Origin of the sequence: Pontibacter deserti (assembly GCF_023630255.1) — a bacterium.
In the GTDB taxonomy this organism is placed as follows: Bacteria; Bacteroidota; Bacteroidia; order Cytophagales; family Hymenobacteraceae; genus Pontibacter; species Pontibacter deserti.
Map to the genome: position 1 here is coordinate 1,881,264 of NZ_JALPRS010000001.1, position 17,244 is coordinate 1,898,507.

At 42.7% G+C, this 17,244-nt stretch carries 14 protein-coding genes; 8 read left to right on the forward strand and 6 right to left on the reverse strand.

Annotated features, from left to right (window positions below; all coding sequences use genetic code 11):
• Nucleotides 1-103: 103 nt before the first annotated feature.
• Together MJ612_RS08105 and MJ612_RS08110 are read left to right on the forward strand one after the other, a co-directional pair.
• A complete protein-coding gene (locus tag MJ612_RS08105) occupies nucleotides 104-997 on the forward strand; it encodes a transglutaminase domain-containing protein (protein ID WP_187032997.1) in 894 nt (297 codons plus the stop codon).
• Nucleotides 998-1,112: 115 nt separating this feature from the next.
• Nucleotides 1,113-2,279: a sigma-54-dependent transcriptional regulator gene (locus MJ612_RS08110; RefSeq protein WP_187032998.1), complete on the forward strand. Its 1,167-nt coding sequence runs from the start codon at nucleotides 1,113-1,115 to the stop codon at nucleotides 2,277-2,279.
• Nucleotides 2,280-2,456: 177 nt separating this feature from the next.
• Here the strand turns inward: MJ612_RS08110 and MJ612_RS08115 are convergent, their stop codons facing one another.
• A complete protein-coding gene (locus MJ612_RS08115; protein WP_187032999.1) occupies nucleotides 2,457-3,449 on the reverse strand; it encodes an acyl transferase in 993 nt (330 codons plus the stop codon).
• Between the two features lie 76 nt (nucleotides 3,450-3,525).
• Here MJ612_RS08115 and MJ612_RS08120 point away from each other — a divergent pair, with 76 nt between their 5' ends.
• The gene (locus MJ612_RS08120) at nucleotides 3,526-4,092 is read left to right on the forward strand and encodes a hypothetical protein (protein ID WP_250419096.1); all 567 of its coding nucleotides are present in this window, start codon (nucleotides 3,526-3,528) and stop codon (nucleotides 4,090-4,092) included.
• Between the two features lie 78 nt (nucleotides 4,093-4,170).
• Here MJ612_RS08120 and MJ612_RS08125 read toward each other — a convergent pair whose 3' ends face one another.
• Nucleotides 4,171-6,579, reverse strand: a complete 2,409-nt coding sequence (locus tag MJ612_RS08125; protein WP_187033000.1) for an alpha-ketoacid dehydrogenase subunit alpha/beta — start codon at nucleotides 6,577-6,579, stop codon at nucleotides 4,171-4,173.
• Between the two features lie 197 nt (nucleotides 6,580-6,776).
• Between MJ612_RS08125 and MJ612_RS08130 the strand changes: the two genes are divergently transcribed.
• From MJ612_RS08130 to MJ612_RS08140, 3 genes are all read left to right on the forward strand, one after another.
• Nucleotides 6,777-7,559 carry a DUF1573 domain-containing protein gene (locus tag MJ612_RS08130; protein WP_187033001.1) on the forward strand — a complete coding sequence of 261 codons (783 nt, stop codon included), beginning with the start codon at nucleotides 6,777-6,779 and terminating at the stop codon, nucleotides 7,557-7,559.
• A gap of 210 nt (nucleotides 7,560-7,769) precedes the next feature.
• Complete coding sequence (ald, locus tag MJ612_RS08135) at nucleotides 7,770-8,882, forward strand: alanine dehydrogenase (RefSeq protein ID WP_187033002.1); 1,113 nt, start codon at nucleotides 7,770-7,772, stop codon at nucleotides 8,880-8,882.
• Between the two features lie 351 nt (nucleotides 8,883-9,233).
• Nucleotides 9,234-9,485, forward strand: coding sequence for a hypothetical protein (locus tag MJ612_RS08140; RefSeq protein WP_187033003.1), 252 nt, complete (start codon nucleotides 9,234-9,236; stop codon nucleotides 9,483-9,485).
• A gap of 207 nt (nucleotides 9,486-9,692) precedes the next feature.
• On the opposite strand, the gene MJ612_RS08145 is transcribed toward MJ612_RS08140, so the two are convergent.
• The gene (locus MJ612_RS08145) at nucleotides 9,693-10,142 is read right to left on the reverse strand and encodes a type I restriction enzyme HsdR N-terminal domain-containing protein (protein WP_187033004.1); all 450 of its coding nucleotides are present in this window, start codon (nucleotides 10,140-10,142) and stop codon (nucleotides 9,693-9,695) included.
• 89 nt (nucleotides 10,143-10,231) lie between these two features.
• Here MJ612_RS08145 and MJ612_RS08150 point away from each other — a divergent pair, with 89 nt between their 5' ends.
• Both MJ612_RS08150 and MJ612_RS08155 read left to right on the forward strand, forming a co-directional pair.
• Nucleotides 10,232-11,005: an AMP nucleosidase gene (locus tag MJ612_RS08150; RefSeq protein ID WP_187033005.1), complete on the forward strand. Its 774-nt coding sequence runs from the start codon at nucleotides 10,232-10,234 to the stop codon at nucleotides 11,003-11,005.
• Between the two features lie 8 nt (nucleotides 11,006-11,013).
• Nucleotides 11,014-12,675: an amidohydrolase gene (locus tag MJ612_RS08155; protein WP_187033006.1), complete on the forward strand. Its 1,662-nt coding sequence runs from the start codon at nucleotides 11,014-11,016 to the stop codon at nucleotides 12,673-12,675.
• A gap of 81 nt (nucleotides 12,676-12,756) precedes the next feature.
• Here MJ612_RS08155 and MJ612_RS08160 read toward each other — a convergent pair whose 3' ends face one another.
• The 3 genes from MJ612_RS08160 to MJ612_RS08170 form a co-directional block, all read right to left on the reverse strand.
• The gene (locus tag MJ612_RS08160; protein WP_187033007.1) at nucleotides 12,757-14,088 is read right to left on the reverse strand and encodes an MFS transporter; all 1,332 of its coding nucleotides are present in this window, start codon (nucleotides 14,086-14,088) and stop codon (nucleotides 12,757-12,759) included.
• Between the two features lie 62 nt (nucleotides 14,089-14,150).
• The gene (locus tag MJ612_RS08165) at nucleotides 14,151-15,626 is read right to left on the reverse strand and encodes a hypothetical protein (protein ID WP_187033008.1); all 1,476 of its coding nucleotides are present in this window, start codon (nucleotides 15,624-15,626) and stop codon (nucleotides 14,151-14,153) included.
• Between the two features lie 8 nt (nucleotides 15,627-15,634).
• On the reverse strand, nucleotides 15,635-17,107 hold the full coding sequence (locus MJ612_RS08170) for a hypothetical protein (RefSeq protein ID WP_187033009.1): 1,473 nt from the start codon (nucleotides 17,105-17,107) through the stop codon (nucleotides 15,635-15,637).
• Nucleotides 17,108-17,244 lie beyond the last annotated feature (137 nt).

Here is a 17,244-nt window from a genome sequence, read left to right on the forward strand (position 1 = left end):
TGCCGGGAGCAAAAAGGCCCGGATTTTGCGTTAGGAGATTACAAACAAGCTGGTGCAGAAGTATAACTTCTAAAAGACAGCGTTTTAGCGAGAGGGGAAATTTATGGCGCAGTTCTTACAAGCCTCGTCGGCACTGAAGTTTGCCGTACGGTTTATCCAGATCATCATCGTGTTTCCGATGGCGGTGTTGCTCAGTTTTTATGTGCCACCGTACAAGTCTATGGACTATGAGCTTCACTTTTTACTATGGCTAATGGTTTCGGCAGCTATTTCTGTTGTAGTTACCCGTTTCAGCCCGAAGCTTATCGTGTTCACATTCTTTATTATTATGGGCGTGTTCTTTTATAACAGTAAGTTCCCGGGCATTACATTCGGCGATATTTATTCAGATTATAATGCAGCGTTGGTAAACATGACCAGCAATCCGCATAAGGTATCTTACTTTAAGCCGGTTAAGGGTACATACTTTCAGGAAGAACGTGTTAAAAACGCTATGCAGCCAACCCACCCGAAGCTGCGCAACTTTGCCGTAGAAAATTCTACCCGTTATTTTCATGATGAATATTACCGCAAGTATGGCAAGCTGGCCCGTTATTTCTCGCTGTTTAAATATGTGCGACAGAACTGGAAATACGTGAACGACCCGGTAAATATGGATTATTACTCTCCTCCTGTTGAAAGTATGGAACTGCTGGCCGGAGACTGTGACGATTACGCTATTCTGATGGCATCATCGGTAATGGCCATTGGTGGCGAAGCGCGTGTGGTTATCTCAGAAAGCCACATGTATACGGAAGTAAAAGTAGGTGAATCGGAAGATATTGATGAGGTAAGCCATGTGGTGAGAACGTTGTTTCCGGATGAAGTGAACAGCGGCAAAATACACTTTCATGAAACCAATGATGAGCTCTGGATCAACTTTGATTATACTGCCCGCCACCCGGGTGGTTATTTCCTGGAGCCTGAACTATACAGCGTAATTACTTTTGCAGAATAAGCCTATACTATAAGTACAGCTAAATCAGTTTTATACTCGTACAAGTGCAGCAGCCACCTTGCCGGTGGCTGTTTTATTATTTAATTTAGCCTGATAACCTAAACTGATTCTACCTATGCCCAAAATTCTGATTATAGATGATGAGCGGGCCATCCGTAGTACCCTGAAGGAAATTCTGGAGTTTGAGAATTACGCCGTAGACGAAGCCGAAGATGGCGAAAAGGGACTGCAGCTCCTGAGCAAAAGCAAGTATGATGTAGTGCTATGCGATATTAAAATGCCTGGCATGGATGGACTGGAAGTGCTTGAAAAGGCGATGGAGCTTTCACCAGATACACCGTTCATCATGATATCGGCACACGGAACGATAGATACTGCCGTGGAAGCCACCAAAAAAGGTGCCTATGACTTCCTGCAGAAACCACCGGATCTGAACCGTTTGCTGGTAACTGTTCGCAACGCGCTGGATAAAGCTACACTGGTAACCGAAACCAAGATACTTAAGAAGAAGATCTCCAAAACCTATGAAATGGTGGGTGCTTCGGAAGCACTTGGACGTGTGAAACAGGCCATCGAAAAAGTAGCCCCAACCGATGCCCGCGTACTTATAACCGGCCCTAATGGATCTGGTAAGGAACTGGTAGCGCGCTCTATACATGAGCATAGCAACCGCGCCAACGGCCCATTAATAGAAGTTAACTGCGCGGCTATACCTAGCGAACTGATCGAGAGTGAATTATTTGGCCACGAAAAAGGCTCGTTTACATCGGCAGTAAAGCAACGCATCGGTAAGTTTGAGCAAGCCAACGGCGGCACACTGTTTCTGGATGAAGTTGGGGATATGAGCCTTTCCGCTCAGGCCAAAGTGCTGCGTGCCCTGCAGGAACATAAGATTACCCGCGTTGGTGGCGACAAAGACATTCAGGTGGATGTGCGCGTGATTGCGGCAACCAATAAAAACCTGTTGGAGGAGATCGAAGCCAAAAATTTCCGTGAGGACTTGTACCACCGCCTGGGTGTTATACTGATACATGTGCCGCCACTTAACGAGCGACGCGAAGACATTCCGGACCTGGTAACCAAGTTCCTGAACGACATTGCCAACGATTACGGTAACAAGCCTAAAACGATTGCTGCGGATGCCATGCAGTACCTGCAAGGGCTGGATTGGCGAGGAAATGTGCGGGAATTGCGCAATGTGGTAGAGCGCCTGGTGATTATGAGCGGAAACGAAATCACCTTGGAAGATGCCAAAGCCTACGCCCGCCCGGTTGTAGCATAAACTTATACTTTGTAAACTATAAACCGCAGATCAGAAGTATAAAAGCTTCCGCTCTGCGGTTTTATAGTTTAGGAGAATTGATCCTTATTTGCTGACGCAGGTTTGTAACTCCACAGGGGCAGAGGCCCAAACTATAGTTCGTCACGAGCGAAGACGCCTGAGCCATTGTTAACCACTCTACACCACCAACAAATTACATCCCCGGATATCTGAATTATCAAAACGACCCAGTACTTCAAAACTCCCATCTTCATGTTGCCTGCCGATGTCTTTAGTTTCGATAAAAGCGCATGAATCTACATTGGCTAAGTCGATTACATTAATGCCACCTGAGCGGTGATGACTGCCGATATCGAATGGATCGTTAAGGTCGCGGAGCAGGGTCTGCATGGTTTGCCCGGCCTTGAAAAGCCCCTCTCCCATCGAATAACCTTGAGACAGTAGTTCCGTCATACCATATTCGGAGTGGATAGCATCAACGCCAAACCCCTGTTTTAAATAGCTATGCAGCTCTTCACGAACCATTTCACGGTGACGGCCTTTCATGCCACCAGTTTCCATGATTGTAACACCACTAAAATCATACTTTCCTTTCAGTTTTTCGGCCCAGTTTAATAAGGCGTAACTTACTCCGATAAGCAGTACTTTTTTGCCACGGGTGCGGGCTTTGGTTATACTTTGTAGCAGTTTACTATGATTATGTAGGTAAAAACCTTCTTCATGCTGCCTGGTCTGTTTTACAAAATAATCTACCATCGCAACCAAACTCGAGCCACCTTGCTCCAAGTAAGAAGGCAAAAGCGCCAGTACTACATATTGCTCCAGTGGCCCATAGAAGTGCTCAAAAATGTACTTTGTGTTTGCGTTATACCAGTTTAAGTCGGCAATATAGTGCTTGCTTCTGGTTTGCTGCGTTGTACCGCTACTTAAGAAGGTTATTTCAGGCTCAAAATCTCCTGTTGCAACCTTTTGCTGTTTAAAGAACTCTATTGGTAAAAAAGGAATTTGTTCTAAGCTGTTTATCTGGTCTGGCTGACAGTGCAGGTGTTTCAGATAAGCTTTGTAAACAGGATTATTTTCTGCCTGGTATCTGAAGAGCGACAGCGCCATCTGCGTAAAATCGACTGGTTGCCGGTGAAGCTGTTGTTTGAACTGTGCCTTGAAATCCATCAAATAAACTTATAACAAATCCTATATCTAATCGTTTGATTTAGTAAATTTAGCTTCATTTTTCTGATTTCCCTGTATGAACTATATGCTAAAGTATAGCTTTGCCTGCCTGCTGTTGTTGCTGGCCTTCACCTCCTGCCGCGAAGAGCCTAACTACCCGGATGAACCTCAGATATCGTTTAAACGGATAGAAAAATTTAGTCATGAGCCTTCAGGTGTAAAAACAGACACATTGACATTCGTTATTGGCTACCAGGATGGTGATGGAAATCTGGGTCTCAGACCATATGATTCAAGACAGGAGGCAACTGATCCGGACAGCCAGGCTCCTTTTAACTTTGGCTCGCCTTACTATAACAACTTCTTTCTTAAGTTTTACGAAGAGATAGAGCAACCTGATGGAAGCAAAGAATTTGTACCATTCAGAGGTGGATTTGAGTTACAGCAGCGCTTTCCCAGAATATCTTCAGATGAACGTGAGGAACCACTTGAAGGGGAAATCAGGTTTAAGTTCGCTTTTACTGAACTGGAAGTTAATCCCGGTACTGTTATGCGTTTCGAAGCTTATATTTACGACAGAACTACGCCGGTACCACATAAGAGCAATGTAGTAATTTCTGAACCTGTAACGCTCCTGGAGTAGTAGTAACAATATTTTAAACCAACAAAGAGGCCCTGCAACTATAGCTGCAGGGCCTCTTTGTTAGCTTATACTTTATACTTAGTAGATCGTAGGATATGCTTCCGGATCAGCTTCGTTCATAATGTCGTACACAGCTTCAAATACATCTTCTGTGTTAGGCTTAGAGAAATAATCTCCATCAGAACCATATGGCGGACGGTGCGCTTGTGCAGCTAAACACTGTGGTTTCGAATCCAGCCATCTCCAGGCGCCTTGCTCATCTACTACCTGCTGCATCATAAACGCAGTTGCACCACCCGGTACGTCTTCGTCTGTAAACAGCACACGGTTAGTTTTCTTAATAGAGTCTGTAATCACATGCTCAATATCGAACGGCAACAGCGTCTGCACATCTATTACTTCCGCAGAAATACCGAATTCCTCCAACTGGCGGGCAGCTTCCATGACGATACGGCACATAGATCCATAGGTAACTATAGTTACATCCGAGCCTTCTTTCAGGATCTCTGGCTTGCCAAGTGGCACGGTAAACTCCGCAATATTATTTGGGATGCGCTCTTTTAATCTGTAACCGTTTAAGCACTCAATAATAAGCGCCGGCTCGTCAGACTTCAGCATGGTGTTGTAGAAACCTGCTGCCTGTGTCATATCGCGCGGTACCAGCACGTGCATACCTCTTATGCTGTTCAGGATCATACCGATTGGAGAACCAGAGTGCCAGATACCTTCCAGGCGGTGACCGCGTGTGCGAACGATAAGCGGCGCTTTCTGGCCACCTTTGGTACGGTACTGCAAGCAAGCCACGTCATCGCTCAGGATCTGGATTGCATACAACAAGTAATCTAAATACTGGATCTCAGTTATCGGGCGAAGGCCACGTAGCGCAGCACCTATACCCTGACCAACTATAGTACATTCACGGATACCGGTATCTGTAACGCGTAACTCGCCATATTTTTCCTGTAAGCCGGCAAATGCCTGGTTCACGTCACCAATTTTACCAACATCTTCGCCAATGGCAAAAACACGTGGGTCGCGGGCTAGTATAGCATCAAAGCAAGCCTGTAATACTTCGCGACCATCTACAACCGGAGAATTATCATCAAACTCAGCTTTTACTTCTTCTACCAATAAAGCAGATTCCTCAGACTGGCTGTATAAGTAAGAGTTAAAACGGTCAGCATTCTCGCCAATCGTTTGCTCCAGCCAACCTACCAGTTCACGTTTTGCTGCATTTCGCTCATCACGTACGTAACGTAGCGCTTTACGAACTGCCCTAACTGCATCGCTACGGATAGGCACCGTTACTTTGCGGAGTTCTTCCGTTATAGTTGCAATTTCGGTGATATGCTCGCTGGCAGCAGCCAAATTATCCAGTAATCTTAATGCTTCGGCGTGGTCTTCTTTTATACCTGCATCAAAAGCAGTCCAGGCATTAGTGCGGGCCACACGTACTGCATCTTTCGCTTCATTCTCGATCTGGTCCAGCTGCTCCGTAGTAGCAATACCGTTAGCCAGTATCCACTCACGCATTTTCTTTAAACAGTCAAAATCAGCTTCCCAATCCAGCCTTTCTCTAGACTTGTAGCGCTCGTGTGAGCCAGAAGTTGAGTGTCCCTGAGGCTGAGTTACTTCTTCGACATGTACCAGTACCGGCACGTGCTGCTCACGGCAAACGCGCACAGCTGCTTCGTAAGTCTCGCAAAGGGCGGCATAATCCCAGCCTTTTACTTTAAATATCTCGTAGCCCTGCTCCCCTTCTGCGTTGCGCTGGAAACCGGCTAATATTTCAGATATACTTCCTTTAGTGGTCTGGTACTCAGCTGGCACAGAAATACCATAGCCATCGTCCCAAACCGAAACCAACATTGGCACCTGCAATACGCCACCTGCATTTATGGCTTCAAAGAACATCCCTTCAGAAGTAGAAGCATTACCTATAGTTCCGAATGCTACCTCGTTACCATTAACCGAGAACTGCTGTAAATGCTGCAATTCAGGATTCTGGCGGTATAGTTTGGATGCATAAGCCAGACCTACAAGGCGAGGCATTTGAGAAGCAGTAGGCGAAATGTCAGAGCTAGAGTTTTTCTGCTCCATAATGTTCTTCCAGTTCCCTTCCTCATCCAGCAGGCGGGTACCAAAGTGGCCATTCATGGCACGACCTGCTGTGGATGGTTCTGCTTCTACATCGGTGTGGGCATATAGTTGTGCAAAGTATTGCTGCAGTGTAAGTTCGCCAATGGCAAACATAAAGGTCTGGTCGCGGTAATAACCTGAACGAAAATCACCGTTCTGGAAGAATTTAGCCATGGCCAACTGGGCCACCTCTTTTCCATCTCCGAAGATACCGAACTTGGCCTTGCCCATAAACACTTCCTTGCGACCTGCAAGGCTGGCTTGGCGGCTTTCCCAACCTATTCTGTAATCCTGAAGTATTTCTTCAGCTGTTAATTTTTGAGTTATAGATACTTCAGCGGTTTGCATGTGATATCAGGGTATATACTTGTGGTATAATTTCATTCAAAAGTACAGAACATTAGCCTAAACTTCAAATTAAGCCCGTTCTTCACTAAATTTGGCACGATAGTGGAATCCGTTTTGTGAAAGATTTCCTATCTTTGTTTTGCTCCAAAAAATAAAGAGCAATTGTTTTACGTTAATTTGCTTCTCAATTTTTTGAAATGAGAAAAAACATATACATTATTGCGTTACTTTACCTGCTGCTGATTAGCTTTGGTGCCAGTGCACAAGGCGAACTTACCTTTGAAAAGGAAAGTCATGATTTTGGCAAGATTGCAGAAGGCACTCAGGCAACTTATGAATTTAAGGTAAAGAACGTGGGAAATCAGCCGGTGGTTATTGCCAATGTACAACCATCCTGTGGATGTACCACGCCGGATTGGACTAAAACTCCGATTTTACCAGGCAAAACAGGTGTTATAAAAGCCGTTTATAACAGTGCAGGGCGCCCGGGGCCGTTCCATAAGTCTATTTCGGTTACTTCAAATGCCAAAACTCCGAACACTGTTATTTACATAAAAGGAGAAGTTGGACCAAAAGATTTGAAAACCAGTTATACTCAGGAACAAAAACTGATGTCGCCGCGTTTGGCAGTTGGAAGTACAAACTACAGCTTTGGAAAACTTGAAAAAGGACAAAAAGCAGTAGCTAAATTCATAATAAAAAACACAGGTCGGCAGGACCTTGTAGTGCAGGGAGTGCAGAGCAAATGCAATTGCGTGAGCTATAAAGTATCTAAGCCTGCAATAAAAGCGGGAGAGCAGGCAGTTTTGGAACTTACATACATTCCTGTGATGTTAAAGGAGCAAAACGAGCCAGTAACCGTTTTATCAAACGATATTATAATGCCAAATCTCAGACTAACGCTGAAAGCAGATATAGTAGAGAGCCTGGCTAACAGAAATATGTTAAGGGAAGGCGAACAGCTGGTACCTTTCAGATAGTTTTTTTCATAGTTTTATTTTGTACTAACGGCAGTGATTTTATCGCTGCCTTTTTTCATTTTATACTTTTCCCTTTCTTCATTCATCCTACTTTCCGATACAATTTCTGTAGGTTTCCTAGGCCATTAAAACGTTGTTGTATTTGTTCTTTTAATTAGCTGAAGTTGTGGTATATTTGCGCAGCTTTTCCAAAACTAAATATAGAACGACATGATTATTGGTGTTCCTAAGGAAATCAAGAATAATGAGAACCGCGTAGGTGCAACGCCTGCAGGTGTAAATGAACTGGTACGTAACGGCCACACCGTATATGTACAGGCTACTGCCGGCGAAGGCAGTGGTTATGCTGACGAAGATTATCAGAAAGCAGGTGCTACTATACTTCCAACTATAGAAGAAGTATATGCCATTGCTGAGATGATTATCAAAGTAAAAGAGCCGATTGAATCTGAATACAACCTGATCAAAGAAGATCAGTTGCTGTTCACTTACTTCCACTTTGCATCTTACGAGCCGCTTACACACGCTATGATCGAGCGTAAAGCAGTTTGTCTTGCTTACGAAACTGTTGAGCGCCCAGACAGAAGCCTGCCTTTGCTGGTTCCTATGTCTGAAGTTGCTGGCCGTATGGCAATACAGGAAGGTGCTAAATACCTTGAAAAACCGTTGAAAGGCCGTGGTATACTTTTAGGTGGTGTACCAGGTGTGCGTCCTGCTAAAGTGTTGATACTTGGTGGTGGTGTGGTAGGTACAAACGCTGCTAAAATGGCTGCCGGTATGGGTGCTGATGTAACTATACTTGATACTAACCTGGCACGTCTGCGTTACCTGGATGATATCCTTCCTGCAAACGTAAATACGCAAATGTCGAATGAGTACACCATCCGTGAGCTTGTTCAGACACACGACCTTATCATTGGTGCAGTACTTATCCCGGGTGCAAAGGCTCCAAACCTGATCACACGCGACATGTTGAAGACCATGAAGCCAGGTACCGTCTTGGTTGACGTTGCTGTTGACCAGGGTGGTTGCATCGAGACTTGTAAGCCTACTACGCACGAGAACCCGACTTTCATTATTGATGATGTAGTTCACTACTGCGTGGCTAACATGCCAGGTGCTGTACCTTTCACGTCTACTCAGGCGCTTACTAACGCTACATTGCCTTATGCAGTGCAGTTAGCCAACAAAGGCTGGAAACAAGCTTGCGCTGATAACGCTGAGCTGAAAAAAGGTCTGAACGTTGTGAACGGTAAAGTAGTTTATCCAGGTGTAGCTGAAGCTTTTGGCTTAGAATATACTGATGTAGCTGCTGTACTGTAAGTATAACAGAACTATAATTAAACGCCTTCCGGAGTAAATCTGGAAGGCGTTTTTGTTTTTACCTCACCCCAGCCCTCTCGTTTTAAAGAGGGCCCCTACCCCCAGAACAGGAGAGGGAGCTTTAACTGCTTCATTTGTCATTTCGACCAGCGGGAGAAACCTGGGTTCTATAGTAGCCATTACCACCCCTGTGACCTGCGGTCGCAAGTAACGAACTCCCGTTCTCACTTGTCCTCAAGGGGACAGTTCTGCTGTTGCCAATTAACCAGCTATAGTTTTGTAGTTACTGTGGTCCAACCACCCCTAACCCCTCCTTATCTAAGGCGGGGAGCTTTCTGCAAATGGCTATAGTTGGGTTGGAGCTATAGATCTATAGTTACAGACCATGAGCGGACAGGTCGCGACCTGTCCCTACGGAACTATAACCACAGGAGAAACGATGCAACTACAGCTAAGCAATCAACTATAGCAGCTACTATCGAACGGTCACAGTCTTTGGGTGGAGCGCCTTTGATTTGTTGCGGTGGCGCAGCCAACCCGAGGCAACGAGGGGAGCTTCAAATCAGCAGCGTGATGCCCGAAGACGAGGCCCCGCGGCCGTGAGCGCACCACAGTTGGATATGAAACTATAGGTAAATAAAGCTCCCAGGATTTCTAGTGGCTATGAAAGTATAGCTAGAAAAAAACCAGACGCTAGCAGGAGCTGCGCACGCTGCTAGGTCTTTAGAACCCTGATTCAGAATTCTCACTAAAGCTCGAGATGACAAATACTATACTATACTATACTATACTATACTATACTATACTATACTATACTATACTATAAACCGGAATCTCCTGCAGTGGCTGAAACTGGCGCGTTTCGAAATCAACCTGCCAGCAATAATGCGCTAACCCATTTGTAATAACCACATACTTAGCTTTTATTGTTTGATTATAGACAGACACCTGTTTTACAACATCCTGCGTAATAGGCACGGAAGCCGCTTTACATTCAACTAACAAAAAAGGATTGCCACTGTTATCGTATACACATAAATCCGTGCGTTTCTGGAGTTTATTGTAATTGGTGCCGCGCTCTATACTTATCAGGCTTTTAGGATATTGCAGGTTATTGATGAGGTAATGCAGAAAATGCTGACGCACCCATTCTTCCGGTGTAAGAACTATATTCTTCCGGCGGAGTATATCAAAAATAAGATAATTAGCCCCGGATTTTGTAATTTTGTGTTCGAATGGTGGCAGATTAAGAGCATCCATGATGCAATTTAGCCATTTTCTGACGCTCCGCCCCAGTAGCACAGGCTACTAAGGCGGATTTTTTATATCTAATTGAGTATATTTAATTTATGAAGACGAAAGAAGAGATCGTAAACGACTGGCTTCCCCGATACACGGGTGTGCCACTGGATGAGTTTGGAGAATATATCCTGCTTACGAATTTTATAAACTATGTGCGCATGTTTGCCGATAGGTTTGGAGTAGAGATAAATGGTTTCGACAAGCCAATGCAGACAGCCACTGCCAATAACATTACTATTATCAACTTTGGTATGGGTAGTGCTATGGCGGCAACCGTAATGGACTTACTTTCAGCCATCAAGCCTAAAGCAGCCTTGTTCTTGGGCAAATGCGGTGGCCTGAAGAGAAAAACACAGTTGGGCGACCTTATACTTCCTATAGCAGCTATCCGCGGCGAAGGTACCTCAGACGATTATTTACCACCTGAAATTCCGGCTCTTCCTTCTTTCCGTTTGCAGCGTGCGGTTTCATCCATGATCAAAAAACATGAGTTGGATTACTGGACTGGTACAGTGTATACTACCAACCGCCGCGTTTGGGAACATGACGAAGACTTTAAAGATTACCTGCGCCAGATCCGGGCAATGGGTATTGATATGGAAACAGCCACCATTTTTACCGTAGGCTTTGTGAACGAGATTCCTCATGGGGCGCTTCTGCTGGTTTCCGATAACCCGATGACTCCAGAAGGTGTTAAGACTTCAGCCAGCGACAAACTGGTAACCACCTCTTATGTAGAAAAGCACCTGAGCATAGGTATTGATTCTTTGATTGAACTTCAGAATTCAGGAGAATCTGTTAAACACATGCGCTTCGAATAAACAATACAATGAAGAATACATTACGCACTTTTGCTGCGGTTGTACTGCTTGGCTCCACCCTGCTCGGCGGTTGCACCAGTACCCAAACAGCAACCGAAACCGCTGACCTTATAGTTTATAACGGTACGGTTTATACAGTTAATAATAACTTTGATAAAGCTGAAGCCTTTGCTGTAAAGGATGGTAAAATACTGGCCGTAGGAACATCAGAGGAGATCAGGAATAAGTATAAAGCAACCGAAGAGCTTGATGCCCAAGGAAAGGCAATATATCCCGGCTTTAACGATGCCCACTCCCACTTCTACCGTTATGGCTTGTCGCTACAGTCGGCTGACCTGGTAGGAACAGAATCCTACAAAGAGGTAGTACAGAAAGTAACCGAGCAGCGCGAAAAGTACCCGGACACCGAATGGATTACCGGCCGCGGCTGGGATCAGAACGACTGGGCAGTGAAGGAATTCCCTACAAAGGATACGCTGGACTCGCTTTTCCCGAACACACCGATTATACTTACCCGTGTAGATGGACATGCTGCTATAGTTAACCAGAAAGCTTTGGACCTGGCAGGTATAAAACCAACCACTAAAATGGTGGGCGGCCTGGTTGAGGTGAAAAATGGTAAAATGACCGGTATCCTGATCGATAATGCCATTGACCTGGTATCGGCTAAGATACCCGAGGCTAGCGAAGATGAACAGCGCCAGGCTCTAAAAGCTGCTGAACAGAATTGTTTTACTGTTGGACTCACTTCGCTTGCCGATGCCGGTTTGGATAAAAGTACAGCTGATCTGATGGATGCCATGCATAAGAGTGGCGATCTGCAGATGCGCGTGTACGTGATGCTGAACCCAACCAAGCCAAACCTGGACCACTACCTAAAGAATGGTATTTACAAAACTGAAAGGTTGAATGTTCGGTCTTTCAAGATTTATGGGGATGGTGCGCTAGGATCTCGTGGTGCTGCTTTACTTAAGCCATATCAAGATAAGGCAGGGCATTATGGCTTCCTATTAGCTACAGAACAAGAGTTTAGAAGTATAGCCGCGCAGTTGGCAAAGTCTGATTTCCAGATGAACACCCATGCTATCGGCGACTCTACAAACCGTTTGTTGCTGGATATATATGGCGAAGTGTTAGTTGGTAAAAACGACAAACGCTGGAGAATTGAGCACTCCCAGATCGTAAACCCTGCTGACATGGACAAGTATGGCAAGTATAACATTGTGCCGTCGGTGCAGCCAACACATGCCACATCAGATATGTACTGGGCCGGTGACAGATTGGGCAAAGAGCGTATTGCACATGCATATCCGTTTAAAGAGCTGATGCAGCAAAACAACTGGATTCCGCTAGGTAGTGATTTTCCGGTTGAGCATATCAACCCGCTTTATACTTTCCATGCGGCAGTTGCACGCCAAGATGCTAAGAATTATCCAAGTGGTGGTTTCCAGATAGAGAACGCACTGACACGTGAAGATGCTCTGCGCGGCATAACAATATGGGCAGCAAAAGCGGCTTTTGAAGAAAATGAGAAAGGAACCATAGAAGCCGGTAAATTTGCTGACTTTGTGATTATGGAAGATGACCTGATGACAGTTGCTCCGGAGAAGATGCGTAACATGCAGGTGCTTTATACTTATGTAAATGGTAAACAGGTTTACAAGAAGTAAACCGCAACTATTAACTATAAAAAATGCCGCTGCAGTAATTTGCAGCGGCATTTTTTTTAAGAGCTATAGTTAATCTATAGTTTACGAAGCTACATTAGCTTTTACTTCCTGCTCCGCTCCTATGGCTCGTTTCCAGCGCACCATTGACAAAAAGATCAGCCCAAGCGCAAAGAAAATAATAAGCGCCAGAATACTGTTTCGCATAGAGCCGGTAAGTTGTGCTACCAAACCGTAAGCCAGCGTGCCTAAAACGATAGATACTTTCTCGGTCACATCATAAAAGCTGAAGAAAGAAGCATGATCTATAGTATGAGCAGGTATCAATTTGGAATAAGTAGAACGTGAAAGAGACTGAACACCACCCATTACGGTGCCAACTATAGCTGCCAGCACATAAAAGTCCATCTCTCCTCTTATAAAATAAGCTCCTATACAAATGCCAATCCAGATGATGACTGCAACTATAAGTGCCCTGATATTACCATACCTGCTGGATAAGACCGCAAACGCATAGGCACCGGCAATTGCTACCAGCTGGATAATGAGAATCGTAAGTATAAGCGCATCATCAGCCAGTTTTAATTCTTCAATTCCAAAAATAGTGGCCACATACATTACCGTCTGCACACCCATGTTATAAAAGAAATAAGCCAGCAAAAAGCGCTTCAGCATAGGCAATTGCTTTACCTGATTATATACTTTCTGCAACTCCTTGAAACCGTTCAGGATCCAGCTGCCCTGAGGTTTGCGGTTGTATACATTGCCCGGCAGGTGGTAAAAGGAGTACTGGGCAAAAACAAACCACCAAAGTCCGGTCGTCAGAAAGGCGATGCGTGGTGGCAGACTTTTGTTTTCGGCGGCAATGCCAAACCACTCCGGCTTCATGATCATGGCCAGGTTAAATATCAGTAGCAAAACACTACCTATATACCCCATCGAAAAACCGCGAGCACTCAGCTTATCAAACTGATCTTCGGTAGCAATTTCGGGCAGGTAAGCATTATAGAAAACTATACTTCCGCTAAAACCGATGGAGGCCAGCACAAAAAGTATAACTGATAAAGTAAATGTATCGCGGGTAAAGAAGTATAAACCAATGCAGGAAAGTGAACCCAGGTAACAAAACAGCTGCATGAACAACTTTTTACGTCCGCTATAGTCAGCAATAGACGTCAGGAATGGACTAAGCAACGCAATGATCAGGAAAGCACCTGACACTGCATAAGAGAATAGTACTGAGCTCTCCAGGCTAAAGCCCAGGAAATTAACTATAGTAGATTTGGTATCCGGGTCAGTGGCTACGGCACTATAGTAGATCGGGAAGATGGTAGACGTAATAACCAGCGAATAAACCGAATTGGCCCAGTCGTAGAAGCACCAGGCGTTGGTTATCTTAGGATTGTTCTTTTGCATGCATCAAGATATTAAAAATCTAAATCATGCCGTTGATTCCGAAGTATAAAGTATAGTTGTTTCTATTTATTAGATCCCATTTTATGGAGTATGAGCTCCCACAAGTGCTCAAAAGGCATAATTTCGGTTTCGGCGTAGGCTATACCTGCTGCCGGAGTTTGTTGCAGCTTGTTGAACAGGTAACTTCCTTTTCGCTTGCATGCTTTAACATCCGGATACTCACGCCCTGCTATAAGAAGCAGTTTAAGAAAGAGCTTAGTGCGGGCATCTTCTGTAGCACCCAGATATTTAGTTATAAATTTCCTGACCCTGTCTATTTCTCGCTCTATTAGTTCTGGTTGTTTCTTTTCAAGTACAAGTACAAAGTCCAGTATCAGATTCCAGACATTATATCCTTTTTTATCCCGGGGAATATGTTTGTATTTCAGATCTTTTTTAACTGGAGTTGTATACCCTGTTATATAATTTAAAAATCTATAAAAAAGGTACCAACGTTCCTGTGCAGCATATTTTAATTCATGATAATATTTATGCATCAGTACTTCTGTTAAAAGTTCTTCTGCAATAGGATAACTTTTAGAATGCACTGCTAATTGAAAGTAATTCTCCATATGCATGAACCAGTTGTTCGTGCCATTCTCTATATTATATTTTAGTTTTTCTGCTTCCACTAATCCTTCCTTGTATTGTTGAGTCCGGAGGTAAGCAAATACAAGAAGGAACCTATTAAAGTTTTCTGAAAAGTAGAGCCTATGTACCTTGCCTGAATTGTAAAGTGTAAATGTACTATTTATATAACTGATGGATGAATTGAAATCTCCCACTACTTCATAGTACATAACTTTGAGTTGGTGATATCTTTTAAAGACTTGACTTGATTCTGAAGCTTTCCAAAAATCTTGAAGTTCATTGATATAACTTAATAACTTCTGCTGGAACTTATAATTTGTCTCAACTCCTAACTTGATGTCAAAACGAATGTCAAAATATCTTTTGTCCGCTTCTCTTTCTATTTCCTGAATTCTGTAAAGTTTTTCAAGTCTGGAGGTACATTCATCAAATTCCTTCCTATTGTATTTTTTCTCAGCTAACAAAGTTCTTAACTGCTCTAATCCATCAATTTGATATTTTACAAATTGAGCATCTTGTGCAATTGTTAATACTTTTTTTAGTTGCTGTTCAGACAAAATGGCTTCATCAACCCATCTCAGAGCATCAGCCAAGTATAAAATTTTACGGCACTTGATTTCAATTCCCCCAATTTCATCTACAAGCTTTAGGTTATCAGTATCCAAGAAAAGTAACTGGTTATAAAGCTTCCTTTTAACCCTTGACTTAAGCATCTTATAAGCTCCTTGCTTTCCTGGCTTACCATATAGTTTATCTATTAAGAATGCTTCATCTTGTGGCTCTTCATCTTTAATTGATTGATATAAGCGGGCTTCGAGACTTATATTATCTGAATAATTAAGTAAGGCTGAGGTAGATGATTTGCCCTTACGCTCCAGTATATCAATGAGCTTTTTAATTTCTTCCATTGATTTTCTTATTTAGGCATTGATTCTAAAATCAGCTCCCATAAGTGTTCGTAAGGAACAATCTCAATTTCGGCATAGGCATCTCCTGGGGTTGGAGTTTCAATAAGTTTCTGATAATGTTTTGCCCCTTTTATTCTGCATGATGCGGCATCATAGTCTTCTGTTACAGTTAGCATTAGAAGTTTTAAAAACAATTTACTTCTGAGACTAAAAGTATCTTTCAAATGCGTTAAAATATACTTTTTAAGGCTTTCAATCCGATAAAGTAAACCCTCAGTATCTCCTTTTTTTAGGAAATACATAAACTGTAGTATAAGTATGGCTACGTTAAAACCTTGCTTATCTTTACTATATTCATTAACCGAAGTAACGAAGTTCTGATAATTAAATCCTTCTAATACAGGTGATTTAGGTTCCAAAAAATATAAGTAGGCAGTATATAACTGCCATCTTTCTGTAGCATCATTCGAAATGGTAGTAAAGCTTGTGTTAGTTCGAACTCTATGCAGTAAAACTGTTGCTAACTCGTATTGCCTTGCATGTACAGCTAACAGGAAATAATTTTCCATATAAGCGAACCAGTTTTTAGTAGTTGAATCAAACAAACTATAAAAATCATTCGCATAAATTAGACCCTTTGCATATTCTTTTGTTCGCAAGTGAGCGTAAATTAAAGTATAAGCGTTATACTTAATATCAAATCTAGCTGGGTTTATTTCTCCCTGCTGTACCCTTTCAAAAGCATCTTTGGTGATATTCATTATCTGCACAAAATCTCCTATGAGTTCATAATAAAGGATGGAGGTTTTGTATAATGACAAGAATGAGTCAAAAGTGTTAATTTCTGATACAATGTTTTTTAATCTGAGAATTGTTGAGGGTAATTCATTTAGTAGGGACTTCCTGACTTTAACTGTGCTCTTGAGATGTGCTTTGGACATCTGGTGTAATCCAATTGCCTCCTTCTCTAAACCAACTAGTTGCAATTGATCCAAATATCTTTTCCTTTTTTCATTGAATGATTTTAAAGACCCTTGGTTGGTTAGAGCTGTTAGTTCAATCTCATATGCATTAAGCAGAATATCATTGAATTCATACTGAACTGCTATAGGTATAACTTTATTACATATCCCAATAGAAAGATGATATTCCGTTTGTTTAAGCAATATCTTAGCTATATTTAGTAATCGGCTACATTCTGTTTCCTTATAGAAAGCAACGTTGGTATTATTTATATCAATAGTTAAAAGAGTGTTATAAAGCTTCTTTTTAACTCGATGTTTGAGCATTTTATAGCGTACATCACTTTGGTCTGTCCCATAAAGTTTATATGCCGCTTCCACATCGGAATTAAATTCACCTTGTGTTATACCATTAACATAACACCCCTCTAGGCTTTTACCTTTTTGCAAATAAGAATTCAAAAGATTTTTAGAGGAAATCTTTTGAAGCACTTTTAGAAGTTGCTGTATTTCCTGCATGAGTTGTTAGTTATATTATGATAAATTTTTGATATTATTATAAACTTGAAGCTTCTGCATTAAGAGCGAAAAAATATTTTAATATATATTCAATAATCAGTTTTAATAAATTTATTTGAGCTTTGACAAGAATGTTA

Bases quoted from the DNA above. Each gene is read 5' to 3' on its own strand.
- MJ612_RS08105 (WP_187032997.1), top strand. From the start codon at position 104: ATGGCGCAGTTCTTACAAGCCTCGTCGGCACTGAAGTTTGCCGTACGG.
- MJ612_RS08110 (WP_187032998.1), top strand. From the start codon at position 1,113: ATGCCCAAAATTCTGATTATAGATGATGAGCGGGCCATCCGTAGTACC.
- MJ612_RS08115 (WP_187032999.1), bottom strand. From the start codon at position 3,449: ATGGATTTCAAGGCACAGTTCAAACAACAGCTTCACCGGCAACCAGTC.
- MJ612_RS08120 (WP_250419096.1), top strand. From the start codon at position 3,526: ATGAACTATATGCTAAAGTATAGCTTTGCCTGCCTGCTGTTGTTGCTG.
- MJ612_RS08125 (WP_187033000.1), bottom strand. From the start codon at position 6,579: ATGCAAACCGCTGAAGTATCTATAACTCAAAAATTAACAGCTGAAGAA.
- MJ612_RS08130 (WP_187033001.1), top strand. From the start codon at position 6,777: ATGAGAAAAAACATATACATTATTGCGTTACTTTACCTGCTGCTGATT.
- ald (WP_187033002.1), top strand. From the start codon at position 7,770: ATGATTATTGGTGTTCCTAAGGAAATCAAGAATAATGAGAACCGCGTA.
- MJ612_RS08145 (WP_187033004.1), bottom strand. From the start codon at position 10,142: ATGGATGCTCTTAATCTGCCACCATTCGAACACAAAATTACAAAATCC.
- MJ612_RS08150 (WP_187033005.1), top strand. From the start codon at position 10,232: ATGAAGACGAAAGAAGAGATCGTAAACGACTGGCTTCCCCGATACACG.
- MJ612_RS08155 (WP_187033006.1), top strand. From the start codon at position 11,014: ATGAAGAATACATTACGCACTTTTGCTGCGGTTGTACTGCTTGGCTCC.
- MJ612_RS08160 (WP_187033007.1), bottom strand. From the start codon at position 14,088: ATGCAAAAGAACAATCCTAAGATAACCAACGCCTGGTGCTTCTACGAC.
- MJ612_RS08165 (WP_187033008.1), bottom strand. From the start codon at position 15,626: ATGGAAGAAATTAAAAAGCTCATTGATATACTGGAGCGTAAGGGCAAA.
- MJ612_RS08170 (WP_187033009.1), bottom strand. From the start codon at position 17,107: ATGCAGGAAATACAGCAACTTCTAAAAGTGCTTCAAAAGATTTCCTCT.